At 50.4% G+C, this 26,524-nt stretch carries 30 protein-coding genes; 7 read left to right on the top strand and 23 right to left on the bottom strand.

Annotation, left to right across the window (positions count from 1 at the left end):
• Nucleotides 1-50: 50 nt before the first annotated feature.
• From rpsH to AC5L4R_RS00465, 19 genes are all read right to left on the bottom strand, one after another.
• Nucleotides 51-449, bottom strand: coding sequence for a 30S ribosomal protein S8 (rpsH, locus tag AC5L4R_RS00555; protein ID WP_067058253.1), 399 nt, complete (start codon nt 447-449; stop codon nt 51-53).
• A gap of 11 nt (nt 450-460) precedes the next feature.
• On the bottom strand, nt 461-766 hold the full coding sequence (rpsN, locus tag AC5L4R_RS00550) for a 30S ribosomal protein S14 (protein ID WP_067058251.1): 306 nt from the start codon (nt 764-766) through the stop codon (nt 461-463).
• A 34-nt stretch (nt 767-800) separates the two neighbouring features.
• Nucleotides 801-1,337, bottom strand: coding sequence for a 50S ribosomal protein L5 (gene rplE, locus AC5L4R_RS00545; protein WP_067237504.1), 537 nt, complete (start codon nt 1,335-1,337; stop codon nt 801-803).
• A gap of 19 nt (nt 1,338-1,356) precedes the next feature.
• Complete coding sequence (gene rplX, locus AC5L4R_RS00540) at nt 1,357-1,674, bottom strand: 50S ribosomal protein L24 (protein WP_067058248.1); 318 nt, start codon at nt 1,672-1,674, stop codon at nt 1,357-1,359.
• Between the two features lie 8 nt (nt 1,675-1,682).
• A complete protein-coding gene (rplN, locus tag AC5L4R_RS00535) occupies nt 1,683-2,051 on the bottom strand; it encodes a 50S ribosomal protein L14 (RefSeq protein ID WP_067058246.1) in 369 nt (122 codons plus the stop codon).
• Between the two features lie 260 nt (nt 2,052-2,311).
• A complete protein-coding gene (gene rpsQ / locus AC5L4R_RS00530) occupies nt 2,312-2,572 on the bottom strand; it encodes a 30S ribosomal protein S17 (protein WP_255246911.1) in 261 nt (86 codons plus the stop codon).
• A gap of 50 nt (nt 2,573-2,622) precedes the next feature.
• On the bottom strand, nt 2,623-2,847 hold the full coding sequence (gene rpmC / locus AC5L4R_RS00525; RefSeq protein ID WP_067058244.1) for a 50S ribosomal protein L29: 225 nt from the start codon (nt 2,845-2,847) through the stop codon (nt 2,623-2,625).
• Nucleotides 2,847-3,260 carry a 50S ribosomal protein L16 gene (rplP, locus tag AC5L4R_RS00520; protein ID WP_067058242.1) on the bottom strand — a complete coding sequence of 138 codons (414 nt, stop codon included), beginning with the start codon at nt 3,258-3,260 and terminating at the stop codon, nt 2,847-2,849. The genes rpmC and rplP overlap by 1 nt, the downstream gene beginning before the upstream one ends.
• Nucleotides 3,261-3,266: 6 nt before the next feature.
• A complete protein-coding gene (gene rpsC, locus AC5L4R_RS00515; RefSeq protein ID WP_067058240.1) occupies nt 3,267-4,022 on the bottom strand; it encodes a 30S ribosomal protein S3 in 756 nt (251 codons plus the stop codon).
• 1 nt (nt 4,023) lies between these two features.
• On the bottom strand, nt 4,024-4,353 hold the full coding sequence (rplV, locus tag AC5L4R_RS00510) for a 50S ribosomal protein L22 (RefSeq protein WP_067058238.1): 330 nt from the start codon (nt 4,351-4,353) through the stop codon (nt 4,024-4,026).
• Between the two features lie 10 nt (nt 4,354-4,363).
• Nucleotides 4,364-4,639 (bottom strand): 30S ribosomal protein S19, encoded by a 276-nt coding sequence (gene rpsS, locus AC5L4R_RS00505; protein WP_067058236.1) that lies wholly within the window; start codon nt 4,637-4,639, stop codon nt 4,364-4,366.
• Nucleotides 4,640-4,650: 11 nt separating this feature from the next.
• A complete protein-coding gene (gene rplB, locus AC5L4R_RS00500; RefSeq protein ID WP_067058235.1) occupies nt 4,651-5,481 on the bottom strand; it encodes a 50S ribosomal protein L2 in 831 nt (276 codons plus the stop codon).
• 11 nt (nt 5,482-5,492) lie between these two features.
• Complete coding sequence (gene rplW, locus AC5L4R_RS00495; RefSeq protein WP_067058233.1) at nt 5,493-5,849, bottom strand: 50S ribosomal protein L23; 357 nt, start codon at nt 5,847-5,849, stop codon at nt 5,493-5,495.
• Nucleotides 5,846-6,448: a 50S ribosomal protein L4 gene (gene rplD, locus AC5L4R_RS00490; RefSeq protein ID WP_067058231.1), complete on the bottom strand. Its 603-nt coding sequence runs from the start codon at nt 6,446-6,448 to the stop codon at nt 5,846-5,848. Before rplD ends, rplW begins: the two co-directional genes overlap by 4 nt.
• Nucleotides 6,449-6,462: 14 nt before the next feature.
• Complete coding sequence (gene rplC / locus AC5L4R_RS00485; RefSeq protein ID WP_067335877.1) at nt 6,463-7,101, bottom strand: 50S ribosomal protein L3; 639 nt, start codon at nt 7,099-7,101, stop codon at nt 6,463-6,465.
• A 68-nt stretch (nt 7,102-7,169) separates the two neighbouring features.
• A complete protein-coding gene (gene rpsJ / locus AC5L4R_RS00480; protein WP_007115544.1) occupies nt 7,170-7,481 on the bottom strand; it encodes a 30S ribosomal protein S10 in 312 nt (103 codons plus the stop codon).
• A gap of 409 nt (nt 7,482-7,890) precedes the next feature.
• The gene (rng, locus tag AC5L4R_RS00475; RefSeq protein ID WP_494472421.1) at nt 7,891-9,414 is read right to left on the bottom strand and encodes a ribonuclease G; all 1,524 of its coding nucleotides are present in this window, start codon (nt 9,412-9,414) and stop codon (nt 7,891-7,893) included.
• Nucleotides 9,415-9,537: 123 nt separating this feature from the next.
• Nucleotides 9,538-10,200, bottom strand: a complete 663-nt coding sequence (locus AC5L4R_RS00470; RefSeq protein WP_067058225.1) for an HAD family hydrolase — start codon at nt 10,198-10,200, stop codon at nt 9,538-9,540.
• A gap of 47 nt (nt 10,201-10,247) precedes the next feature.
• Nucleotides 10,248-11,297: an RluA family pseudouridine synthase gene (locus AC5L4R_RS00465; RefSeq protein WP_494472420.1), complete on the bottom strand. Its 1,050-nt coding sequence runs from the start codon at nt 11,295-11,297 to the stop codon at nt 10,248-10,250.
• Nucleotides 11,298-12,173: 876 nt separating this feature from the next.
• Between AC5L4R_RS00465 and AC5L4R_RS00460 the strand changes: the two genes are divergently transcribed.
• On the top strand, nt 12,174-15,929 hold the full coding sequence (locus AC5L4R_RS00460) for an Rne/Rng family ribonuclease (protein ID WP_494472419.1): 3,756 nt from the start codon (nt 12,174-12,176) through the stop codon (nt 15,927-15,929).
• A 68-nt stretch (nt 15,930-15,997) separates the two neighbouring features.
• Here AC5L4R_RS00460 and AC5L4R_RS00455 read toward each other — a convergent pair whose 3' ends face one another.
• A complete protein-coding gene (locus AC5L4R_RS00455; RefSeq protein ID WP_494472418.1) occupies nt 15,998-16,906 on the bottom strand; it encodes a DUF808 domain-containing protein in 909 nt (302 codons plus the stop codon).
• Between the two features lie 250 nt (nt 16,907-17,156).
• Between AC5L4R_RS00455 and AC5L4R_RS00450 the strand changes: the two genes are divergently transcribed.
• The 6 genes from AC5L4R_RS00450 to AC5L4R_RS00425 all read left to right on the top strand — a co-directional run bounded on the left by AC5L4R_RS00450 (nt 17,157) and on the right by AC5L4R_RS00425 (nt 22,825).
• A complete protein-coding gene (locus AC5L4R_RS00450; RefSeq protein ID WP_494472417.1) occupies nt 17,157-18,011 on the top strand; it encodes a DsbC family protein in 855 nt (284 codons plus the stop codon).
• Between the two features lie 52 nt (nt 18,012-18,063).
• A complete protein-coding gene (locus AC5L4R_RS00445; protein WP_494472416.1) occupies nt 18,064-19,419 on the top strand; it encodes a homoserine dehydrogenase in 1,356 nt (451 codons plus the stop codon).
• Nucleotides 19,420-19,569: 150 nt separating this feature from the next.
• Nucleotides 19,570-20,763, top strand: a complete 1,194-nt coding sequence (locus AC5L4R_RS00440) for an acetyl-CoA C-acyltransferase (RefSeq protein ID WP_494472415.1) — start codon at nt 19,570-19,572, stop codon at nt 20,761-20,763.
• A gap of 55 nt (nt 20,764-20,818) precedes the next feature.
• Nucleotides 20,819-20,953: a hypothetical protein gene (locus tag AC5L4R_RS00435; protein ID WP_494472414.1), complete on the top strand. Its 135-nt coding sequence runs from the start codon at nt 20,819-20,821 to the stop codon at nt 20,951-20,953.
• Nucleotides 20,954-21,156: 203 nt separating this feature from the next.
• On the top strand, nt 21,157-21,963 hold the full coding sequence (locus AC5L4R_RS00430) for a DUF2382 domain-containing protein (RefSeq protein WP_494472413.1): 807 nt from the start codon (nt 21,157-21,159) through the stop codon (nt 21,961-21,963).
• A 202-nt stretch (nt 21,964-22,165) separates the two neighbouring features.
• On the top strand, nt 22,166-22,825 hold the full coding sequence (locus AC5L4R_RS00425; protein ID WP_494472412.1) for a YsnF/AvaK domain-containing protein: 660 nt from the start codon (nt 22,166-22,168) through the stop codon (nt 22,823-22,825).
• Between the two features lie 102 nt (nt 22,826-22,927).
• Here the strand turns inward: AC5L4R_RS00425 and AC5L4R_RS00420 are convergent, their stop codons facing one another.
• The 3 genes from AC5L4R_RS00420 to fadA all read right to left on the bottom strand — a co-directional run bounded on the left by AC5L4R_RS00420 (nt 22,928) and on the right by fadA (nt 26,507).
• Entirely contained in the window at nt 22,928-23,842 is a 915-nt protein-coding gene (locus AC5L4R_RS00420; RefSeq protein ID WP_494472411.1) for a LysR family transcriptional regulator, read from the bottom strand.
• A 16-nt stretch (nt 23,843-23,858) separates the two neighbouring features.
• Complete coding sequence (gene paeA, locus AC5L4R_RS00415) at nt 23,859-25,166, bottom strand: polyamine export protein PaeA (protein WP_494472410.1); 1,308 nt, start codon at nt 25,164-25,166, stop codon at nt 23,859-23,861.
• Between the two features lie 168 nt (nt 25,167-25,334).
• The gene (fadA, locus tag AC5L4R_RS00410) at nt 25,335-26,507 is read right to left on the bottom strand and encodes an acetyl-CoA C-acyltransferase FadA (RefSeq protein WP_494472409.1); all 1,173 of its coding nucleotides are present in this window, start codon (nt 26,505-26,507) and stop codon (nt 25,335-25,337) included.
• Between the last annotated feature and the right edge of the window lie 17 nt (nt 26,508-26,524).

Here is a 26,524-nt window from a genome sequence, read left to right as displayed (position 1 = left end):
TAAACAGGCAAACGTGGACGCGCCGCGAATGCCTGCCAAACCAATTGCCCTTAGGCAACCAATGCAATCACTTCACCACCGATACCCGCTTTACGCGCTTCACGGTCACTCATGATGCCTTGGCTGGTTGAAATAATTGCCACACCCAAGCCTTGACGGACGCTGGGTAGGTCAGCCGCTGAGCGGTATTGGCGCAAACCTGGACGGCTGTAGCGTTGCAACAACTCGATAACTGGCTTACCTTCGTAGTATTTTAGCTCAAGCGTAAGTTCGGTTTTGCCATTACCCACATCTTCGAGCTCTGCTGAGGCGATATAGCCTTCGCTAACCAACAGATCAGCGATTGATTTACGTAATTTTGAGCCTGGCATGGTGACAGATGCTTTCTGTGCCATTTGGGCATTGCGGATACGGGTTAGCATATCAGCGACGCTATCTTGCATACTCATCTTATATCCCCTTACCAGCTTGCTTTACGTACGCCTGGCACGTCGCCTTGCATGACTTTTTCACGAATCATGTTACGTGACAGACCAAATTTACGGAAATAACCGTGTGGGCGACCTGTGATCGCACAGCGGTTACGCAAACGCACAGGCGAAGCATCACGTGGTAGTGCTTGTAGGGCAAGCATTGCATCCAAACGCTCTTCATCGCTGGCATTGCTATCGTTGATAATGGCTTTTAACGCAGCACGTTTTGGGGCATATTTTGCCACCATCGCTTCGCGTTTCAGCTCACGGTTAATCATACTTTTCTTTGCCATAGTTTCCTATATCCTTAAGCGATTGGGCATGCCATTAACGAAATGGGAAGCCGAAGGCTTTCAGCAGCGCACGACCTTGTTCGTCGGTTTTTGCTGTTGTCGTAATGGTGATATCCATACCGCGAATACGGTCAATCTTGTCGAAATCCACTTCAGGGAATACGATTTGTTCTTTGATACCCAATGAGTAGTTACCACGACCATCAAAGGCTTTATCGCTAAAGCCGCGGAAGTCACGAATACGAGGAATCGCGATAGATATCAAGCGATCCAAGAATTCATACATTTGTTCGCCGCGCAAAGTAACTTTACAGCCGATTGGCCATTCTTCACGGATCTTGAAACCCGCGACTGATTTACGCGCTTTGGTCACGACAGGTTTTTGACCTGCAATTGCAGTCATATCAGACAGTGCACCTTCCAAGATTTTTTTATCTTGTGCTGCACCACCCACACCCATGTTCAATGTGATCTTGGTAATTTTGGGGATTTCCATGACGTTTTTCAAGCCAAGCTCTTGTTGTAGCTGGGCTTTGAGTTGGTCATTGTATTGCGTTTTGAGTCTTGCCATTACGATTACCCTTTACTCGTTACGCAGTCGCCACGACTTCACCAGATGAGCGATAGACACGCTGTTTTTTGCCATCTTCACCGATTTGGTAAGCAATACGATCTGCTTTTTGGGTTGTGGCGTTAAAGATTGCCACATTAGAAATATGCATGAAGGCTTCTTGTGCAATGATGCCACCTTCTTTGCCCGTCATCGCGTTGGGCTTTTGGTGTTTTTTGACAATGTTGATGCCTTCAACTTTGACACGGTCATCTTTAACTGCCAAGATAACGCCTTGCTTGCCTTTATCTTTACCAGCTAGTACGATAACGTTGTCACCTTTACGTAGTTTTGCCATGCTTCACCTCACAATACTTCTGGGGCTAGAGAAACAATTTTCATAAATTGTTCGCTACGTAGCTCACGCGTTACTGGCCCGAAGATACGGGTAGCAATAGGCGCTTTGTTGTTGTTGAGCAGCACAGCTGCGTTGTCATCAAAGCGTAGTACTGAACCATCTGGACGACGTACACCAAATTTGGTACGTACGACTACCGCGTTCATTACATCACCTTTTTTGACACGACCGCGTGGAATTGCTTCTTTTACGGTCACTTTAATGATGTCGCCGACTGATGCATAACGACGATGAGAACCGCCCAGTACTTTGATACACTGGACTCGTTTTGCACCACTGTTATCAGCAACTTCCAGCATTGTTTCAGTCTGAATCATCGCGTTACTCCTGATTGGCAAAACAAGTCTGCCTGTCTGCTATGGCGCATTTAACCACGTACGCCAATAATAAATACACAAATTGGCTAGCCTTCGCATAGCCAATTTTTAAGGTGACATATTCTAGCAGATGCCAGTTTGTTTTGCAATTTTTTTACAATAGCTTTGTTTGAAAGGTGTTGAACCAATCTATGCATTTAGATGTATTAAAAGCATAGATCGGTCTAGCCTTTGCCAAGGGTTTAATCACGAATGTATGATTAAATTTCTTGGGCTTTTTCTACAATATTGACCAATTCCCAAGTTTTGGTTTTTGAACGTGGGCGGGTTTGGCGAATACGTACGATGTCACCCATGCCGCAGGTGTTGTTTTCATCATGCGCATGTAGCTTGCTTGAGCGACGAATCATTTTGCCATATTTTGGGTGGCGGATACGACGCTCAATAAGTACAGTGATGGTTTTATCCATCTTGTCGCTGACAACTTTACCAATCAAAGTACCGTGATCGGCGCTATGCACCTCTGGGGTTGCTTCGGCTTCTAATGGGTTTGCGATTGCTTCACTCACAGTTAGACTCCTTGCGCTGTGTCGTTAGCTGATTGGTTAGCCGCTTGTTTTTCAGTCAAAAGCGTTTTGATTTGGGCGATGGTGCGACGGTTGTTGCGGATCTCATGGGTGTTACCCAATTGATTGGTCGCTTTTGCCATGCGTAGACGAAACGCTTCAAGCTGTTTTTCATCCAGTAACTGGGTCAGCTCTTCAACTGATTTGTCGCGTAGTTCGCTGATCTTCATTACATTATCGTCCGTTTAACAATGGTGGTTTTAAATGGCAGTTTTGCTGCTGCTAGGGTGAAGGCTTCAATAGCAAGCTCGTCGCTTACGCCTTCGATTTCATACAGCATTTTGCCTGGTTTGATTTCGCAGACCCAGTATTCTACAGGACCCTTACCTTTACCCATACGTACTTCTAGGGGTTTTTCGGTAATTGGTTTGTCTGGGAATACGCGAATCCAGATTTTACCACCGCGTTTGATACGACGTGAAATAGTACGACGTGCCGCTTCGATTTGGCGAGCAGTCATACGTCCACGCTCAACTGATTTAAGTCCGATTGTACCAAAGGATACGCTGCTACCGCGATGGGCTAAACCCGTATTACGTCCTTTTTGTACTTTACGGAACTTGGTACGTTTTGGTTGTAACATAGTTGATTAACCTCTGTCTTTGGCTTGGCGGTTGCTGCCACGGCTACGGCGTTTTTGTGGTGCGCGCGCTTGCTTGTCTTCTTTGACGGGGTTGTAAATACGGTTCATGCCGTCTAAGATTTCGCCGCGGAAAATCCACACTTTAACACCGATGGTGCCGTAAGTGGTTTCGGCGCGTACGGTGGCGTAGTCGATGTCGGCGCGCAAGGTGTGCAATGGTACACGACCTTCACGATACCACTCAGTACGGGCGATTTCAGCACCACCTAGGCGACCTGATAGCTCAACCTTGATGCCTTGTGCGCCTGCTTTCATGGTGTTTTGTACCGCACGTTTCATGGCACGACGGAACATCACACGACGCTCAAGCTGAGAGGCAATGCTTTGGGCTACCAATTGTGCATCTAGGTCAGGCTGGGTCACTTCTTCGATATTGACTTGCGCAGGCACGCCCATCAATTGGGTTAGCTCTTTTTGCAACTTTTCAATATCTTCACCTTTTTTACCGATGATCACGCCAGGGCGTGCGGTAGAAATGGTGATTTTTGCTGCGCCTGCTGGACGCTCGATCACGATGTTACTAACCATGGCAGAGGCATTTGAATTTTTGCCACTGTCGTTAAATTTTTTCTCAAGATACTTACGAACTTGTAGGTCGTTGATTAAGTATTCTGAGTATTTTTTTGGGTCGGCGTACCAGTTGGCGTTGGATTTGCGAATCACACCAAGACGGATACCGATTGGATTGACTTTTTGACCCATGTTATACCCCTACCTTAACTGTGATGTGACAAGTACGCTTGCTGATACGGTCAGCGCGACCTTTGGCACGTGGCATGATGCGTTTTAGCGTGATGCCTTCATCAACGTAGATGGTTGATACGCGCAAGGTATCAATGTCTAGACCGTTGTTGTGCTCAGCGTTAGCGATCGCTGACTCTAGGCATTTTTTGACCAATTTAGCCGCTTTTTTGTTGCTAAAAGTCAAGATGTCTAAAGCGCGCTCGATAGGCTTACCACGCACTTCATCAGCGACTAGGCGTACTTTTTGTGCCGAGATGGCGGCACCGCGTAATTTTGCAGTTACTTCCATAATAAGCACCTTATTTTTTAGCTTTCTTGTCTACGCCGTGTCCGCGATAAGTACGCGTTGGGGCAAATTCACCAAGTTTGTGACCGACCATTTGCTCATTGACGATAACAGGCACGTGGGTGCGACCGTTATGCACAGAGATAGTCAAGCCAACCATTTGTGGCAAAATCATCGAGCGACGTGACCAAGTTTTGATGGGTTTGCGTGAGTTGGTCTCCAACGCTTTTTCCACTTTGGCAAACAAGTGCGCGTCGATGAATGGACCTTTTTTCAATGAACGAGGCATGCAACGATTCCTTATTTCTTATTGACGCGACGGCGACGGATGATCATGTTGTCAGTGCGCTTGTTGGTACGAGTTTTCAGACCTTTAGCTTTTTGACCCCATGGGCTGGTTGGGTGTTTACCGAAGTTACGACCTTCACCACCACCGTGTGGGTGGTCTACTGGGTTCATGGCCGTACCGCGAACGGTTGGGCGGATACCACGCCAACGGCTAGCACCTGCTTTACCCAATGAGCGCAAGTTGTTTTCGGTGTTTGACACTTCACCAATAACCGCGCGGCAATTGATGTGGATACGGCGTGTTTCGCCTGAACGCAAACGCACGATGGCGTATTGTCCATCACGACCCAACAACTGTACGCTAGCACCTGCAGAACGCGCAATTTGTGCGCCTTTGCCAATTTTTAGCTCAATGTTGTGAATCACGGTACCCACAGGAATGCTGCGTAGTGGCAAGCAGTTACCTGGACGGATTGGCGCGCTTTCACCAGAGATCACCGTGTCACCTTGTTGCAAGCGACGTGGTGCGATGATATAGCGACGCTCACCATCGGCGTATTTTAGTAGCGCGATGTGTGCGGTACGGTTTGGATCGTATTCGATGCGTTCAACCACCGCTGGAATGTTGTCCTTGGTGCGTTTGAAGTCAATCAAACGGTAGTGTTGTTTGTGACCACCACCGACGTGACGCGTGGTAATGCGTCCGTTATTGTTACGACCACCAGATTTGCGTTTTGATTCGACCAAAGCGGCATAAGGACGACCTTTATAAAGGTGTGGATGCACAACTTTTTCGACAAATCGGCGACCTGGTGATGTTGGTTTGGCTTTTACGATAGGCATGAAAGGTATCCTTATTCGTTGGTGACAGCAGCGTTATCCGCTACGTCTGCACTGACTGCTTCATTGGCTGTGTTGTCAGCTGAAACAGCAACATCTTGACCAGCTTTTAAGGTCACATAGGCTTTTTTGTAGTCTTGACGACGACCGACCGTGCGACCAAATCGCTTTGTCTTGCCTTTAACGTTTAGGGTATTGACTTTAACCACTTCAACCCCGTCAAACATCATTTCAACGGCTTTTTTGATTTCACGTTTGGTAGCATTCACATCGACGCGGAACACTTGTACGCCTAAAGTATCGCCCAAACGTTGTGATTTTTCAGAAAATACGGGCGCTTTTAGCACCTGATACAGTCTGGCGTTGTTCATGCTAATACTCCCTCAAGTTCTTTGGCGGCGGCAACCGACATCACCACTTTGTCAAAGGCGATGAGGCTAACCGGGTCAATCTCTTTACTGCCCAATACATTGACGTGCGGAATATTGCGCGCTGCCAAGTATAGGTTTTCGTCCACTTCGTCAGTGACGATTAGGGCTTTTGGTGCGTTGAGGTCTTTTAGCTTGCCAATCAATTCTTTGGTTTTTGGCTCAGATACGCGGATTTCATCGACCAATACCAAACGGTCTTGACGAATCAACTCTGCTAAAATGCACTGCATTGCGCCGCGATACATTTTACGATTGACTTTTTGCGACCAGTCTTGTGGTTTGGCTGCAAATGCACGACCACCACCGACCCAAATTGGACTACGGATAGAGCCTGCACGCGCACGGCCTGTACCTTTTTGACGCCATGGCTTTTTGCCACCGCCAGAGACTTCAGCGCGAGTTTTCTGCGCGCGGCTGCCTTGACGTGCGCCTGCTAAGTAGGCGGTAACCACTTGGTGAACCAATGCTTCGTTGAATTCACGACCAAATGCTACGTCTGATAGCTCAACCGCCGAACCTGTTACTGTGTTTAGATTCACGTTTATCCCCTTGATTAAGCTTTAACCGACGGACGTACAATCACATCGCCACCGTTGGCACCAGGAATTGCGCCTTTGATGACCAAGATACCTTTTTCGGCATCCACCGAAATGACTTCCAAACCTTGCACAGTGACGCGTTTGTTACCCATTTGACCAGGCATTTTTTTGCCTTTAAATACGCGACCTGGGGTTTGGTTTTGACCCGTTGAACCCAATACGCGATGCGAAACTGAGTTACCGTGGGTGGCATCTTGGGTGCGGAAGTTGTGACGCTTCACGCCGCCTTGGAAGCCTTTACCTTTGCTTTGACCTGTTACGTCAACGATTTGACCGACGCTAAACAAGTCTGCTAGCAATTCGCCACCAACTTGGTGGTTGTCAAGTTCGCCAGCTTCGGCACGAAATTCCCATACGCCACGACCAGCAGCGATGCCTGCTTTGGCAAAGTGGCCTTTTTGGGCGGCGTTCACGCGGCTGTCACGGCGAGTACCTGTGGTGACTTGTAGCGCTTCATAGCCGTCTGTGTCTGTGGTTTTGATTTGTGCAATGCGGTTGGCGGTGACTTCAACCACGGTCACAGGCACTGACACACCTGCTTCGGTGAAGACGCGAGTCATGCCGCATTTTTTTCCGACTAAACCAATCGCCATGTTGTTACCTCTGTTTATCTGTTGTTCAATCTGCTCAACAATCTATTCAACGATGTCCACGCTTAGGCTTAGCCTAGGGCGATTTGGACATCCACGCCTGCAGCTAGGTCAAGTTTCATCAATGCATCAACTGTTTTGTCAGTTGGCTGGACGATATCAACCATGCGTTTGAACGTGCGGATTTCATATTGGTCACGCGCGTCTTTGTTTACGTGAGGCGATGTCAAGATGTTAAAACGCTCAATACGGGTAGGTAGTGGCACAGGACCACGAACCTGCGCACCAGTACGTTTGGCGGTATCGACAATCTCTTGTGCCGATTGGTCAATCAGACGATGGTCAAATGATTTAAGTCTGATACGGATTTTCTGGTTAGCCATGCCAGTATGCTCCCTATACGTTGGGGTAAAAAGCCATAAAGAATCAAGCGGTTACTGCTAAAAACTGCCTGTCACCGTATGCCAAAATTTTGTTTGTTATATACGCCTGTATTTCACGCAATTTTTAAAAACAAAAAAAATTCCAGTCTCACATTCCTTTGCAAAATTGCTTAAGCAAATTGGGTGAAACTGTTCGACATTTATGGGTGCTGCAAACGATGGAGCAGCTGTCGCTTGGGGCATTATGCGTCTAATACATGTAGACTAATGCATGTATAAGTGCGTTATAGCACTTTGCGATTAGCCGCGCCCTATATTCGTAAGTGGGCAGTATTATACGCAGGTTGTGCGCTAAATGCAAGTTAAAACGTGATTTTTATTTATCTTGCGCGATGCGTTGGCGGCTCAGTCAGTCAAGCAAAATCGCGTATTGGGCAGGGCTATAGCGGTTGTCAGGCTGTAGGTTGATGGCGCGTCCAAGCAGATATTCAAGCTCTGCTAAGGTATCGGCTTCCGCGCTTTGCAGCAGCTCGATGACACTTGGGTGCGCTAATACACTAAATTTTTTGGGCGCGTGGTAGGCACGGGCGCAGCGCATGATTTCGCGGAAAATTTCAAGACAGACGGTTTCACGGCTTTTAATCACGCCCTTACCGTGGCAGGTTGGGCAGGGTTCACACAGTTGTTGCTGCAGGCTCTCACGGGTGCGTTTGCGCGTCATCTCGATAAGCCCGAGTGCTGAGACGTTGCTGATGTTAGTTTTGGCATGGTCACGCGCCAGTTGGGTCTGCAGGCTTGCCAGCACCTCGTCACGGTGCGCCTGCTCTGCCATGTCGATAAAATCCAAGATGATGATACCACCCAAGTTACGCAGGCGTAGCTGACGGGCAATGGCATGGGCGGCTTCTAAGTTGGTTTTATAAACCGTGTCCTCAAGGCTATGCCCGCCAACAAATGAGCCTGTATTGACGTCAATCGTTGTCATCGCCTCGGTTTGGTCGATAATCAGATAACCACCTGATGGCAGATTGACGCGGCGGTCAAGTGCATCTTTGAGGTCATCCTCAACGCGGTACATATCAAACAATGGCTGTTTGCCGTCATAGTGTTGAATGGCGGGGTAAATGGCGGGCACAAATTCCTTGGCAAACTGGCGCATCTCGGCAAAAACTTGCGCGTGATCTACCGTCAAGCGTTTGGTGTCATCGCTGATTAAGTCACGCAAGGCGCGCAGTGGCAACGATAAATCTTGATAGATCAATGCATTGCGTTTATTAACTTGCGCGGCGGTGTGCTGATAGCGTGCTTGTACGGTGCGCCACAGTTGTAACAGGTAGTAAATATCTTGTTCAAGTTTAGCAGGCGGTATGTTTTCTGCCGCTGTGCGCGCAATCAAACCGCCGCCTAGGCCGACTTGGTGCAGCAATTCGCCCAAAATGGTTTTTAGACGCGCACGTTCGTCGCCATCAATGCGTTGTGAGATACCGACGCTGGCACCAAACGGCAAATACACCAAGTAACGCGACGGCAATGAAATATCCGTCGTCAAGCGCGCGCCTTTGGTACCCAGTGGGTCTTTGATGACTTGCACCATTAGGCGTTGACCTTCGTACAGGCGTTGCTCAATCGATAGTGGTTGCGCTGTCGTGACCAATTGGGTGGTATCGGTTTGGGCATGGCTATCAGATGGTGGTTTGGCAGCTTTGTGCGGCTGCATGTCATTGATATGCAAAAATGCCGTACGCGCCTGCCCGATATCGACAAACGCCGCCTGCATACCTGGAAGCACGCGCACCACAGTGCCCAGATAAATATTGCCAACAATGCCAAGTTTGTGCTGGCGCTCGATAAAAATTTCGGTCAAAACGCCGTCTTCGAGCACGGCAACGCGGCTTTCGGCGGTATTGACATTAATCAGCAGTTCTTCAGTCATGGCAAATTATTTAGACATATCAGGCAAATCAAAGCAGTGTTTGAGTCAAGGCGCACAAGTTGGCAAAGGGTATTTTAAACCAAACGCGTGTTGCCTACCAACCGTGCGCCCTTTTGAGCACTGTTAGACCAACAGCGCTGCCAAAGCTGCCACGCTATCGACCATCGCGCTGGGTTGTTCATCTGCCAATACATCAGCAGTCGCGCAGCCGTAGGTCACTGCAATACTGTCCATGCCGATGGCGTGCGCCATGCGCAAATCGTGCACGCTATCGCCAACCATGACCGCATCGCTAACCGCTTTGCCAGTGACTTGCAAAATTTGGCGCAGCATCAGTGGATCAGGTTTGCCTGCTGCCTCATCAGCACAGCGCGTCACACTAAACAACGCCTCAACGCCTGTTTGCGGCAGTACACGCGCTAAGCCTTGGCGTTTTTTGCCCGTAGCGACCGCCAACGTTTTGCCTTGTGCGTGCAAGCTGTGTAGCAGCTCGGCGACCCCTACAAACAGAGTGTCATCGTGGCAGTGTTGGACATAATACGCGCCATAATCTTGCACCAAGTCGGCGTGGCGTTCAGGCACATCGGCAAACAGCGTTGCGACGGCAGTTTGCATGGATAAGCCGATAATACCGCGCGTTGCCTCGTCGCTTACTGCCAAACCGTGCTGGGTGGCAGCATGGCGCATACTTTCGACGATCAAACCAATTGAATCCATCAGTGTGCCGTCCCAGTCAAAGATAATCAGCGATTTTTGTTTAAAATTTGGTGTATGGTTGGCTGGCATGGTGTGAGGCCTTGTCGGTTTTTTTGCATTTTTGATTGGCGTTTTGGTTAGCTGTTTTGGGCGTGTGCCAGCAGCGTTTGCATATCTTCGGGCAAATCTGCCTCAATGGTGGGATAGCTGTCAATATCAAGTTGATACGCGTGTAGACACAGGCGACGCACGCCAAGCGCGGCATTGTCCGCTGCATGGCAATTGTATTTGTCATCGCCCAATAGCGGCAAGCCTAAACTGGCTAAATGCACGCGAATTTGGTGCGTGCGCCCCGTCAAAGGCTGGGCTTCAATCAGGCTGATTTTGTGCCCGTGCAGCGTCATGCGTTGTCGGCAACGCACACGCGTTTGGGCAGGCTTGCTGTCATCGGATTTGGTATCCACTCTGACGCGGCGTTCGCCATTTGGCAGGGTAAATTTGAGCAACGGCTGATCAATCAACGTGCAGTCTGTGTCAAGCCAGCCTTGTGTCAGGCACAGGTAGGTTTTTTGGATGGTTTTTTCGCGCAAAGCTTGTTGTAAATGTTTGAGTGTGCTGCGTTTTTTGGCAATCATCAAAAGTCCAGATGTGTCCTTGTCGATACGATGCACCAATTCCAAATACTTTTTACCTGTCGCCACACGCATCGCCTCAATCACACCAAACGATTCGCCACTACCGCCATGCACCGCCATGCCTGCAGGTTTGTTGAGCACCAGTAGGCCATCATCTTCATAAACTACACGCGTGAGCAGACTGTCGGCAAACACCTGTCCAATCACAGGCGCGGCACGCGTTGCCAAACGCACAGGGGCGATACGCACCACATCACCGCGTTGTAGGCGGTCGTGCGGCTTACAACGTTTGCCGTTGATACGCACTTCATCGGCGCGAATCATTTGGTAAATATGCGCGCGCGGCAAGCCTTTGAGCCGTGCCAACAGAAAATTGTCAATGCGCTGGTCATGCTGCTGACGCGTGATGGTCAGATAATTGACTTGGGCAAAATTGCTGATTGCATCATCCGCCGATTGTGGCGTTTTGTGTGCTGTCTGGGGGTTGGTTTGGGCATTGGGCAGTGTTTGCGCTGTGCCACGTTCAGGACGGTTTTGCGTACCTGTGGTCATATTTTGATAGCCGTTGGTTGAAAAATTTGCTATAGTTTAGCAGTTTAGTGAGATGGCGGCTATGCGCTTGTTGTACGCTGCACTGCGTCCAATGCTGCGTGAATTTGCTCAAGTAGCTAAATCATTTAAGCGGCCTAACAAACCGCTTGGTTGGCTCAACCGTTGTAACGGTGATTTTTGTCCAACCGTGCCGCGCCCACTAAATCAACCGATTTTTTAAACCCTATGTTTGACAAAATTTACTAGGGTCAGCACACAGACCACGAGAAGATAATACACCGTTTTACGCTGATTGCCTACAACGTCCGTTGTAGCCGATGACTAAATTTAAGTTTGATTCAACCAAGGAAGCCGCTCAGCAACATTTACCGAATATACAGCCTTTAGCATGACACAGCCGCATGGCTTGATAGCAATTATCCAGTTATATCAAGTGCCACTAAAATGCGCGATATTTTATGCATCAGTTTGACCAGCACGCCAATGTGCCACGTCAGACGACTTAAAATTGCCCGATCGTGCCAAGCCAATCAGCTTAGCAAGCCTTAGCGTTATTGAACAAATTTAGCGGGTGTGCTAAGGGTTTATGTAAGTTTTTAAACGCGTTGCTAGTCGATGCGTTGTTTTAATTGTTTGCCAAAATTGGCTGCTGATATCGGTGTATATCACATCGATGCCAATGATGGGCAATAGGTATTGATGGGCAATAGGTATTGCTTGATAGCAGTAGGCGGCTAAAATAGTGGGTGAAACCAAGCGTTTGGTAGGCAATTTGTTGCGCGTAACAACCCCGTTGTAGCTTTGTATCACGGTTTTATCTTTGATTGTTTGGCAAACCGCCAAGTGGTCTATGCTGCCCGATCCCAAGGAGCACGCATGAAACGCATTTTAATCAACGCCACCCACGCCGAAGAAATTCGCGTCGCCTTATGTAACGGCAACCATCTGTACGATTTTGACCTAGAAAACCGCACTCGCGAGCAAAAAAAAGCCAATATCTATAAAGGACACGTCACTCGTGTTGAGCCATCGCTTGAGGCGGTTTTTGTCGAGTATGGCGCAGAGCGTCAGGGCTTTTTGCCGATTCGTGAAATCGCTGGCGAGTACTTGTCGGGCGACCCCCGCAGCGGACAAAACATCAAGCAGCTAATCAAAGAAGGTGATGAGCTGATTGTGCAAGTTGAAAAAGAGGAGCGCGGCAACAAAGGCGCGGCGTTATCGACGTTTATTTCACTGGCAGGGCGTTATTTGGTATTAATGCCTAATAACACACGCGGGGGCGGTATTTCTCGTCAGATTTCGGGCAAGTACCGCGAAGAGCTCAAGCAAATTTTAAACGAGCTTAAAATGCCCAAAGGCATGAGCGTGATTATCCGCACGGCAGGCGTGGGACGCAGCGTTGAGGAGCTGCAACACGATCTTGACCACCTTTTGACCATTTGGCAAAGCATTCAGCAGCAATACCAAAATTACCCATCACCGCGGCTGTTGCACCAAGAGGCAGGCGTAGTGACGCGTGCGGTGCGTGATTATCTGCGTGATGATATCAGCGAAATCTGGATCGATAACGAATACGCTTATAACGAAGCGGCGAATTTTATCGAAGCCGTTATGCCACAGCAGCTATCCAAACTGCGCAAATACACTGACTATGAGCCGATGTTTGCGCGCTTTGGCATCGAAAAACAAATCGAGACCGCCTACCAACGCGAGGTGCGTTTACCGTCGGGCGGCTCTATCGTCATCGACCAAACCGAAGCGTTGGTGTCCATCGACATCAACTCATCAAAAGCCACCAAAGGCGCAGATGTCAGCGAAACCGCGTTTAATACCAACCTTGAGGCGGCGGACGAAATCGCCCGTCAGCTGCGCTTGCGCGATATGGGCGGCTTGATTGTCATTGACTTCATCGACATGAGCAGCGACGAGCACCAAAAACAAGTCGAAAACCGCCTCAAAGACGCAACCAAAAATGACCGCGCACGCCTGCAATTTGCCGAGATTTCACGCTTTGGCTTGCTTGAGATGAGCCGCCAACGCCTGCGCCCGTCATTAGAAGAAGCCACAGGTTATCGGTGCCCACGCTGTCACGGCACAGGCATGATTCGTGATTTGCGTTCATTGGCGTTGTCCATCATGCGCCAAGTTGAGCAAAAAGCCTTACAAGAGCGTCAAGGCGAAATTCAAGTCGACGTACCCACCGAGATTGCAGCGTTTTTGCTCAATGAAAAACGCGAAAGCTTAGTGTATCTTGAGCAAGAAAGCGGCACACGCATCACGATTTTGCCACACGCGCACATGGATTCGCCCGAGTTTCGCCTAAGCTACAACCGCGACGGACTAGCCCCATCAAGCTATGAACGCGTCAATGAAACCGAGCAACAAGCCTACCAAAACCGCGGCTATGACACCAGCGACTGGCACACCGAAGAACAGGACACACCGCGCCGTCACCCTGCTGGCAGCCAAACCACTGCTGATGACAGCGATACACCTGCCAAACCTGCACCAGAGACGCACAAAGACGAGGCGGCTAAACAAAAACCTGAGCATAAAGCCGATAAAACCGATAGCAAAAAAGCCAAACCACAAGCGGCACAACAATCGACTGGCAAAACCGCCGCGCCTGCTGCACCTGCTAGCCAGCCTATCGCAGCGCAGCCTGCTGCCAATCAAGCCGTGGCATGGCTATCTAACCTATTTGCGCCACCCGTGCAAGCCAGCCTGACACCCAGTATCACCAGCCAAGATGCCGCCGCCGCAATCGAAAGCATCATCAATAGCGGTGCACGCAGCCTAGGTGTGCAAGGACAGCTCAACCCTGTGGCAATGCCAACCGCTGAACCGATCAGCACACAAGCGTCTGAGCCAACCCAAACCGACGATGACACCAGCCACACTGACAAAAACCAAGACGATAAACCCGAACGCGGACGCAATCGCAAACATCGCAACCGCAAAAACAAACGCAACGACCAAAACAACGATAACGACAGCCAAAGCAGCGTAGAAAAAACCAACGACCTACAGACAAATGCCAAAACTGACAAGGCAGACAAAGCCGACAAAGGCAAAGACAACAAAGAAAAAGACAAATCTGCCAAAGCCGCCGATTTGCCCAAGCGTGAGCCCAACAGCCACCGTGAACCGCGCGGTGAAAAACAGCGTGGCGAACCACTGACACCACCTGCTGCCAACGCAGACAGCCAAACTACTGCCTCTGTGGCAATCACCGAAGCGGACAAACAGCCTGTCAGCAAAGCTGCAACCCATGAGCGCAGCAACAACAAAGCGCACACGCCAGACGACGTAACCTTGCATGTGTATCACAAAGAGCGTGAGCGCAATAGCACAGACCACACCGTGCACTTACAGTTGGATGACTTAAAACATCAGCAACAAGCTAGTGATCACTCCGCGCAGCCAACTGCCACACCTGCGGCTAAACCAAGCGACGCAACAACCAGTGACGCGCCAACAGCCACAGCAAAGCCAGCAAACACAAACGCACAAACTACCAGTGTAACTACTGCCGTCACACCAACGAGCACCGAGGCAGACGCCAAACCAACCGCAGACACAAACATCAGCCTTGCGCCCAATGCCCGTGCCAAGAACGATCCACGCGAAGCCTACCGTGCGTATCAAGCCCAGCTTGCCATCGCCGCACCGACAGCGCGGCCACCTGCTACACAGCCAAGCCGCGCGCGACAACCCATCAGCGGTACAGTCGGGCAGTTCATCGCCGCGCAACTTGCCAATGCTGAGCAAGTCATTGCCCAAGTAGGCATTGTGGGTGGTTTTATTCAAGCTATGAATGCGTACCATGCCGCAGCGACTGACGCTAGCGAACCGCAAACCGCCGACACACCTCGCGCGACTGAAGATGCGGCATTTGGCACTTTCTTTAGCCAGCATTATGGTTACAGCGAGCTTAGCGACGAAAGCTTAGCACAGTATCACGCCATGATCGCACCCGAGAGGCAATATCAAACCGATGCAGGCAAAACCCACGCCGCCCCTGCCCCTGTGACCCAACGCGCTAGCAATGACCCACGCGGTGCAATCATCGAGGAACGTGCGGCAGCGCAAATAACCGAACCAGCAGCCAGCCAGTCCATACAGGCTGATAACACCAAGCCTACTGAAAACGTTGAGCCTACTGAACACACAGAAACGCAAAACGCGCTGGCACAAAAAGCAGAGGACGCTGCCGAGATGGTACAAGCCGCGCAGCCTGCCCAAGCGGAACCTTCAGACCCTGCCAACGAAGCAAACCGTGCGGCAGAAAATGATGACGATGCCGACCGACCCAAAACCACGGTTGCCAGCTACAAAAACATGATTGAAAGCGTGGCTGAGCAAATGAAACCGCAAACTGTCGGGATTTTGACCCTTGCCACACCAAAAGCACCCAAAGTGCGTACACGCAAGGCAAAAGCAAGCGATAAAGCACCTGCCAAAACCAAAACACGCACCAGCAAGAAGGCAGAAAACGCTGTCGTGGTGACACGCAAGCCCACTGTTGCTCATGACGATCACGACAGTACAGACAACAAGGCAGCAGATTTGCCCAGCCCTGCATCACCAAGTGCTGATCAAGGTACTGACCAGCAAAATGACACCCAATAAGTATTAAGCAATATCAAAACAGGGCAAACCAACGTTTGCCCTGTTTTAATTTAAAGCTAATATGACACTTAGGCGCGGTGACGCATTTTTTCCACAACATGCACCACAGCCAGCACGATCAAGCCTGCCACCAAGCCTGTGAGACCGTTAAGCAGATTGGTTGTTACGCCACTAAACGCACCTGTCAGATTGCCCAAATGCTCAATGCCATGATGCAGCGCCCCGATACCATGCGCCAAAATACCTCCGCCAACCAAAAACATCGCCAGCGTGCCAACCACTGATAGCAGCTTCATGAGCATGGGGGCAAGCGCAATGATTGCTCGCCCAAGCGTCTGTGCCGCACTTGCTGATTGGCGTTGCAAATACGCGCCAACATCGTCAAACTTAACAATCATGCCGACCGCGCCATACACACCTGCCGTCATAATCAATGCAATCAAAACCAACGTCAAGGCTTTATCCAGCAGCGGCACATTTGGGTCAATTGTGCCCAATGAGATGACGATAATTTCAGCGGATAAAATAAAATCGGTGCGTACCGCGCCTTTGATTTTTTGTTTTTCTAATGTCGCCAAATCCATCTCAGCATTGGCATTGGCCAATCGCACATCGGCTTGCGTCTCAGCTTTGGCGGTAGGGTCACCAAAGAATTTTTCGACAACTTTTTCTGCCCCCTCAAAACACAGATACAGACCGCCCAACATCAATAACCCTGTGACCAGTTTTGGCGATATCGCGCTAATCACCAATGCCAACGGCACTAAAATCGCCTTATTGACCAATGAGCCTTTGGCGACCTGCCACACCACGGGCAACTCACGACTGGCGCGCACGCCCGAGACTTGATTGGCATTGAGTGCCAAGTCATCGCCAAGCACGCCTGCGGTTTGCTTGGCCGCAACTTTGGTCATTGCCGCCACATCGTCCAAAATCGTACTGATATCGTCAAGCAGTGCCAAAATACCAACTGCCATGTTGTTTTATCCTGTTGTTAGCGCACGATAGCGCTTTGCGCGTCAGTTTACCCAGTTTATTGCCAAAAGTCTTGTAAGCAAAAGTAGCACCGCGTAACGGTTGTAAACCGCGCCACGGCATTTAGCCCAACAAGCGAGCCGATAGGTAGGTATTGCCCCGCTTTTGTGCTAAAATTTGGTGAATTAAGATTTTTATCCGTTGGCTTTGTTTGATTGACAAACCTTCTGCCACCCACTGCGAGAATCTTCGATGACCCCGTTTGCCCATCGCCCCACCCTGCGCGCCGCCGTGACTGGCTTGAGTGTGAGCCTAACCGCGCTGTGGCTATGTGCCTGCCAGCCAAAATCGACCACCCAAGCGGTGGTCAGTCCCGAGCCTGCTGCCAGTGCCGTATTGGCGAGCAGCACCGCTGCCCCTGCCAGCGCGGCGACCGTCAGCCACGAAAATAACGCCGATATTCAGCAAAAACTTGCCGCGAATTTGGCAAAATCGGGGATTGATGCCAAGGTCAATTCGGTCACGCCAACCGCAATGCCCGATTTATACTGGGTCAAAGCCGAGGGACTGCCTGCTTTTTTCACCGACAGCACGGGGCAATATATCGTGCAAGGTGATATTGTCAAGGTTGGCGGCGACGCACCCGAGCCAATTTCTGCCAATCTTGCCGCCGCTGATACCAAAGTCGCCCTTGCCGCACTCGACCCCAAAGACATGGTTATCTTTCGACCAAAAGGACAGACGCGCGCGGTGATTTATGTGTTCACCGATGCCGATTGCGGCTACTGTCGCAAACTACACAGCGAAATCGACCGTATCAACGCGCTGGGTATTGAAGTGCGCTATTTGCCGTGGCCGCGCAGTGAGCAAACCATGCCGATTATGGAGGCAATCTGGTGCAGCGCTGACCGCAATCACGCAATGACCGCCGCCAAACAAGGCTTGCCCGTTAGTGCGCCACCCTGCGAAAACCCCGTGCGCCGTATGCAGCAGCTTGGGCTAGATTTGGGCGTATCGGGTACGCCTGCGATTTTTGATGTCAATGGCCATCAGTTGGGTGGTTATTTGCCGCCAGAGCAGCTGGCGCGTGCGTTGGGCATCTCTTAATCGCGTGTTATTTTAAATTCAATCCGTTTTGTAATCAGTTTTTGAGGAAGTTATGCAGCAAGCAGCACCATCAGCGGTACGCCTGGCAATTTTGGGTGTGGGTACGGTTGGCACAGGCGTGGTCAATCTGTTGGCAAACAATCGCGATGAAATCAAGCGGCGCATCGGGCGCGATATTGTCATCACCCATGTGGGCACGCGTCGCCCACGCCCTGATTTGCCTGCGACCATCGCACAATCGGCAGATTTGTTGGATATCGTGGCACAACAGGATGTCGATATCGTGCTTGAGCTGATGGGCGGCACGACCGTTGCCAAAGACGTGATGGTGGCCGCCATTAAACACGGCAAGCACGTTGTCACCGCCAACAAAGCATTGCTTGCCGAGCATGGCAACGAGATTTTTGCGCTGGCAGAGCAACACGGCGTGCAAGTGGCGTTTGAAGCGTCAGTGGCGGGCGGTATCCCGATTATCAAAACCTTGCGCGAGGCACTGGCAGGCAACCGCATCAACTGGCTGGCAGGTATCATCAACGGCACAGGCAACTTTATCATGTCTGAAATGCGTGACAAAGGGCGTAGCTTTGATGACGTGTTGGCAGAGGCGCAAGCCTTGGGCTATGCCGAAGCCGACCCAACGTTTGACATCGAGGGCATCGACGCGGCGCACAAATTGACGCTGCTTGCGTCGATTGCATTCGGCATTCGTTTGCAGTTTAGCCAAGTGTATTGTGAGGGTATCACGCGTATCACCGCGCAAGATGTGCAGTACGCCAAAGAGCTTGGTTACCGCATCAAGCATCTAGGCTTTGCGGTGCGCCGCACGTTGCCAGATGGGCAGGAGGGCATCGAAATGCGCGTTCACCCGACGCTAATTCCCAAAGACAGCTTACTTGCGCATGTCAATGGTGTCAAAAATGCCGTGTTGGTGGACGCTGAGCCTGTCGGGCAGACTCTGTACTATGGCGCAGGCGCAGGCGCAGGCGCGACCGCGTCGGCGGTGGTTGCCGATGTCGTCGATGTCGCGCGCGCGTTGGCGTGCTCAAGCCAGCAGACAGCGGCCAATGCGCATGGCGTGGCCCACTTGGGCTTTTTGCCTGAGGCATTGCAGCCAACCTATGTGCTTAGCAGTGATGAATTTGTCAGCGGCTACTATTTGCGGCTTAAAGTCAAAGACGATTTGGGCGTATTGGCCAGCATCACCCAAATTTTAAGCAACAACCACATCAGCATTGCCGCAATCTTACAACGCCCTGCCCACACCGCAGGCGAGGTGCCCGTAATTATTTTGGTCGAACCTGTATTAGAGCGTCATATGAACACCGCCATTGCCCAAATCGAGGCGCTAGACAGCGTCACCGATAGGGTTATGCGGATTCGTATCGAAGCTTTGGCCGCCAACCAATAAACACCGATTAAATCTGAATTGCCCAGTCAAAGCCTTGATTTGACAAATGTTAATGCCTCAAGCATGATAACCACACGACGCAGCGCTGGTTAAAATTTAAACATTTTAGCCGCAAGCGTTGTGGGCTTTTCATTGATCAAAGGATATACTATGACAAACTTGGAACAAAATGCTGTTGTGATTGTCAGCGGCGCGCGTACGCCGATGGGTGGTTTTCAAGGTGATTTGGCAGCGGTGACTAGCCCAGAACTGGGCGCAGCGGTCATCAAGGCAGCGATTGAACGCGCAGGCATTGCCGCCGAACAGGTGGATGAGGTCATCATGGGCAGCATTTTGACCGCAGGTGTGGGACAAAGCCCTGCCCGTCAAGCCATGCGCCTAGCAGGTGTGCCTGATAGCACAGGCGCGATTAACCTCAACAAGCTATGCGGCTCAGGCTTACGCGCCATCATGGATGCGACCAACGCCATCAAAGCAGGCGAGTTTGACATCATCGTGGCAGGCGGTATGGAATCGATGACCAACGCACCCTATGTGCTGCCCAAAGCACGTGGCGGCATGCGCATGGGGCATGGCGAAATCAAAGACACCATGCTGCACGATGGGCTAGAAGATGCCGAAACAGGCAAACTGATGGGCGCATTTGCCCAAGAAATGGCGGATAAAAAAGCCATCACCCGTGAGCAAATGGACGAATTTGCCATTCAATCGCTCAACCGTGCCAACACCGCCATTCGTGACGGGCATTTTAAAGCTGAGATCGTACCCATCACCGTCAAAACGCGCCACGGTGAGACTATCATCGACACGGATGAGCAGCCTGCCAAAGCCAACTTGGACAAAATCCCAACGCTACGACCTGCCTTTGCCAAAGACGGCACAGTGACAGCCGCCAACTCAAGCTCAATTTCTGATGGTGCGGCGGCCGTGGTGGTCATGAGCGCGGCAACCGCACAAGCACAAGGCGTACAGCCCATCGCACGGATTGTCGCCCAAGCCACCCACGCCCAGCACCCCAGCGAATTCACCCAAGCGCCTGTTGCCTGTATCGAAAAACTGCTCAAAAAAGCAGGTTGGCAAGCTGCCGATGTGGACTTGTGGGAAATCAACGAAGCCTTTGCCATGGTCACCATGTCTGCCATTGACGCGCATGGCCTAGACAGCCAAAAGGTCAATATTGAAGGCGGCGCGTGTGCATTGGGTCATCCTGTTGGCGCATCGGGTGCGCGGATTGTCGTCACCTTGATGCACTCACTTAAGCGCACAGGCGGCAAAAAAGGCGTGGCCTGTTTATGTATCGGCGGCGGTGAGGCGGTCGCACTGGCGATTGAGCTGGTTGAATAAACCACAAGGTTTAGCGTTCAACAGACCTTTAGGCCAACGCTTAGAGGTCTTTTTTATGCCAAGCATTTTTACACTTGGCTTGCATACCGCCGAGCTTTTAACGCAATCATTCGCCAATTTACCTGTCGTAACCGCCAATTACACCGTATCAACAAAACTTCATGAAACCCTACTACATTCTATTGTCTAATTCCCCTACACTTTGTCTTAGTTAAGCGCACGCATCATAACCACTAAGCGGAGCACTTAGCGTATTATGGTTTAACCGTTTAATGTTAAACCCACGCAAACCAACAATCACAATCTTAGATTAGTTTTACTAGAAAAATTTTTTTGTAATTTATAACTCTAGTCAAATTAATACCAAGATTTTACTATAAATGGAGAATTATCATGGCAAATTTAATGCGTCTACGCGACATTCAAGATTCACATCCAGACGTTTTGGGTAACGACTACTTTGACCCAACTGGCCGCACTGCTTATGGCGTAAACAACGACAAAATCGGTAAAATTGACGGCGCATTGGTTGATGATACCACAGGTCGTATCCGTTACTTCATCGTTGATGTGGGCGGCTGGTTTAGCTCAAAAGAAGTGCTTGTGCCAGCAGGTCTAGCGCGTATTGCAGGTGATGAAGTTTATTTTGACAACTTGACCAAAGACGTGGTTGAAGGTATGGATCAATATGACCCAGATTACAACTACAGCATTGAGCAACAAGTCGTACGTGACCGTCAAGTATTTGAAAAAGCGCCTGAGCCTGTACAATTGACTGAAGAACAATACAAAGCGCCTAACACACTTGAACTACTAGAAGAGCGTTTGACAGTCAATAAAGACAAAATCGTTGCTGGTCTACTACGCGTTGGTAAGCATGTGGTGTCTGAAGACCGTCAAGTAAACGTTGATTTGACAGAAGAACAAGCGCACATTGACCGCACACCTGTAAACCGCCCAACTGACCGTCAAATCGGTGACGACAACCAAACCGTTGAAGTTGAGCTAGAAGCTGAGCGTGCCAACGTACAAAAACAAACTTACGTGACTGAAGAAGTAAACGTAGACAAAGTGGCACAAACTCGCACCCAAACTTTCAACGAAACCGTACGCCGTGAAGAGCTAGACGTACAACAAGACGGTGTTGAGCGTGTAAATCAAGGCACGACTACCCACACTGACGACCTAAACCGTCGTTAATCGCTGCATTAAGCATCTGATTTGACTGGTTTTTGGTCAAGTAACGGATGATTAAGTAAGCAAAAGGCAGATGAAATTCATCTGCCTTTTTCCTTATCTTTTACTAAAAACCAACGTTTGTTTGGTCTATAGCCCTATCAAACGGCTTATGCTAAACAGACACAGATTTAAACCAACAACTGCTATTTTTTTGGAGCTAGCCATGGACAAACGCGACAACCAACTTGACGCTAACTTTGTACAAGACCAACGCGATAAGGCAGCGGCGCAAGATGATGTTTTAACCAACCAAACGCCCCTGTTTGACCCACAAGCCACCAACACCAACCAGCACCAAACCGCTTTAAACACCAACACGCTTGAGCTGTTGGCAGAAAAACCACAGGTTGAAATCGAACGCGTCAATGTTGGGCAGGTACGCTTGAGCAAACACGTCAAAACCCAAACCGTGCAAGTGCCTGTCACCCTAACGCAAGAAATCTTGGTTATTGAACATCAGGGGCAAGTTGCGCCCTTGAGCGACGAGGGCTTGGTGAATATCGCCAGCATCCAACACGCCGCGCCGCAAATCACCATCAACGGGCAAGCGGTTGAACTGGGTGATGAACCCGTCGAAATCGTCCTTAGCCAACAGGTCGCCCATGTGCAGGTTGAGACGCAGGTGGTTGAAGAGGTCAGCCTACGCACCACCGAGCAAAGCCACACCGAACAAGTCGATGTGACCTTGCGCCATGAAGAATTGGTCGTTGAAGAGCTTACACACGATAATCCCACCGTCTTGTCTTCAACCATCGTTAGCGAAGACGCAGCACGCACCACCGAGCGCAGCCACAGCTTTTATTCAAGCCAACAAGAACGCTAATTAATTGATTTGACGCCTACAAAAAGTTTATCCAAAAAGGGCTGTTATAGCCCTTTTTTGGTGGGTTTGGACAACTATTTGAGCGTTTTAGCCTTAAGCGTTTTAGCCGTTTAACAACGCTTGGCGTGCAGGCTTGACCATGTCTTTGAGTAGCTGCAAAAAGCCTTGCATATATACCAACTGCTGGCTATCGCTGCGTGTGGCGGCATACAGTTCACAAAACACCCCCTCACCCAATGCGCGTGACACCACCCAGCCTTTTTTCTCATATTCTGCCGCCACCCAATCTGGCAAAGCTGCCACACCGCGTTCACTGGCAACCAACTGCACAAGCATGGCGGTTAGGTCGGTGGTGCGAATTTTGCTCGGTTCAACATTGGCCGGCAACAAAAACCGCGTCATGATATCCAGCCGCGTGCTATCAACGGGATACGCAATTAAGGTATACGGTGCGACATCCTGTGGGGTGATGGGTGTGGTTTTGGCGGCAAGCGGATGGTTGGGTGCAAGTATCAAGCGGCTTTCGTACTCAAACAGCGGCAGATAGTCAATACCATCTAGTGGTAATGGGCTGGCGGTAATCAACACATCAATGTCATCATCCAGCAGCATTTGGTGCGGCTGGGGCTCAAAACCGCTGGCAAAATCCAGCTCCACATCCGACCAATCGCGCCGATAGCGGTTTAAAATTGGCATCAGCCAATCAAAACAGCTGTGGCACTCGGAGGCAAGACGCAGCCGCCCGATTTGCCCGTGCGCCAAACGCTTGAGATTGGCGTTGGCGCGCTCAACCAGTGGCAGCACCATATCGGCTAGGCGCAGCATCTCTTTGCCTGCAGGGGTAAACGACAACGGACGCGAACGCCGATTGACCAACGTAATGCCGTAATAGCTCTCCAATTCCTTAAGCTGGTGTGATACCGCCGATGCGGTCACGTGCAGCTCTTCTGCGGCATTTGCCAATGACTGATACGCGCGTAACGCTGACATCAAGTACAAATGGCGTAGCTCTAACATCCCAACCCCCATACGCCTAGTCTAGCTCTTCAAGCGGCACAAGGCGCGTGACCAACAGTTGGTCGATTTTGTGATGGTCGATATCAACCACTTCAAACTTAAAGCCCTCATATTCTACCGCATCGGCAGGGCGCGGAATTTTGCGCAGTTTATACATCATAAAGCCTGCCAACGTTTCATAATTGTCCCAATCGGGGAATTCATCAATCCCCAACGTGTGCATGACATTTTCAATCGGTGTGATGCCGTCAATTAGCCATGAATGCTCATCGCGTTGAATGATTTGCTGCTCACTTTCTATCGGGGCAACCCAGTCGCCCATCACCGTCATCATGATATCCGACAGCGTAATCACGCCAACCACCAGTGCGTACTCGTTCATCACAACGGCAAATTTCTCTTTGGTCGCGCGAAAACGGTCTAACAGCTCCGATAGCGTCAAGGTATCAGGCACAATCAGTACCGTGCGGATTGTGGTTTCATTGAGCAAAATGTGTGAGTTGTGATTGAGCAGTTTAACCAAAATATCCTTGGTATCCACATAGCCGATGACTTGGTCAATCTCCTGATTGCACACCAAAAACTTGGAGTACGGAAATTCTGCGATTTTTTGCCGAATGCTTTCGGCGGTTTCGTGCAAGGTGAAGTACACCACATTTTCGCGCGTGGTCATACTTGATGGCACGTTGCGCTCTTCAAGCTCAAATACATTTTCAATAAAATGATGCTCTTGTTTGAGCAGTACGCCTGCCTGCGCCCCTGCATCAACCACGGCAGAGATGTCATCAAATGTGATATTATCATCACGCGTGGTGTCAATTTTAAAAATCCGAAAAATCAGCTCCGATAGACGATTGAGCAGCCACGCCAACGGCTTACACACGAGTACCACCCAGCGCACAGGCTCGATGACCGCCAACGCAATACGCTCGGGCGCGACCATCGCCAACCGCTTAGGGATCAAATCGGCAAACAAAATAAACGCCAACGTGACCAAAGAAAACGACAAGATAAACGCCACTGTATCAAGCAGCTGCGCATCCAGCCACGGCGCAAGCAGCGCGGCAAAATACGGACGGAACGTGCCCTCGCCCAAAATACCGCCCAAAATCGCAATGGCATTGAGCCCGATTTGTGAGGTTGCCAAAAAGTCGGCCGAATTCTCTTGCAGCGCCAAGACATCAAGCGCGCGCTTATCGCCACCTTCGGCAATCAGTTTGAGTTTAATCTTGCGCGCCCCTGCCAGCGCAATCTCGGACATCGCCAAAAAGCCTGCCGAAACAATCAGCACCAGCATGACGACGATTTGTTGAAATAACGACACAGCCCACCGTGTGGTTGATAAAGATGGTTTACTATAGCGTTTTATGCCCCAAAAACTCAAGTTTAAAATGGTTATCGCCACAGGCAGGATTAAGCACGCCTAAAAAATCCCCAACACGGTGGGGATTTTTTAGGGTTGAAACGCTTTTTAATCGGCGTTTACAGTGGTTTAAATGCGCTCAATGATGGTGGCAATCCCTTGACCCAAGCCAATGCACATGGTAGCCAGACCAAGTTGGGTGTCTTGTTGCTCCATCGCGTTGAGCAAGGTCACGGTGATACGCGCACCTGAACAGCCCAGCGGATGCCCAAGCGCGATAGCACCGCCATTGACGTTGATGTCATCCATACGCTCACCCAGACCCAACGCCTTGATGACCGACAAGCCTTGTGCGGCAAAGGCTTCGTTGAGCTCGATAGTTTGGATATCATCAAGCGTCATACCAGCGCGTTTCAAGGCTTTTTGCGTGGCAGGCACAGGCCCATAGCCCATAATTGCCGCATCACAGCCTGCAATCGCCATACCGCGAATGCGTGCGCGTGGTTTTAGTCCCAAGTCTTTGGCACGTTGCGCAGACATCAGCAACATGGCAGACGCACCGTCTGACAATGCCGATGAGGTCGCCGCGGTCACAGTACCGTTTTTGGGGTCAAACACGGGACGCAAGGCCTCAAACGCTGCCAAGTTGGCATCGGGGCGGATGACTTCATCAACGGTGCACAGCTGCAAGTTACCGTCTTGGTCATGCCCTTCAATACCGATGATTTCATTGGCAAAACGCCCTGCTTGCGTTGCCGCCCATGCGCGTTTGTGCGACTCTACGCCAAATGCGTCTTGCTCTTCGCGGCTAATGCCGTTCATGCGTCCTAGCATCTCGGCGGTCAAGCCCATCATGTTAGACGCTTTGGCATAGTGTTTTGAGGCCTTCGGGTTTAAATCCACGCCGTGCATCATACCAACGTGTCCCATATGCTCAACCCCACCGATGACAAACACATCGCCTTGGTTGGTCATGATTTGGGCGGCGGCGGTATGAATGGCTTGCATGGATGAACCACACAAGCGGTTCACGGTTTGTCCACCCGTGGTGCGTGGCAAGCCTGCCAACAAGCCGATATTGCGCCCGATGTTCAAGCCTTGCTCTAGGGTCTGATTCACACAGCCCCAAATCACGTCTTCAACCAGTTTGGTGTCAAATTCATTGCGCTTGATGAGCGCGCGCACCAATTCGGCCGACATGGTATCAGCACGGACGTTACGGAACATCCCGTTTTTTGATTTGCCCATTGCGGTGCGCACACCATCGACAATCACGACATCTTTTGCACTCAAATTGCTCATTGTAATCTCCTTTGTGT

The organism is Faucicola sp. SE7633 (genome assembly GCF_059264685.1).
This window is presented reverse-complemented; position numbering and strand designations above follow the sequence as displayed.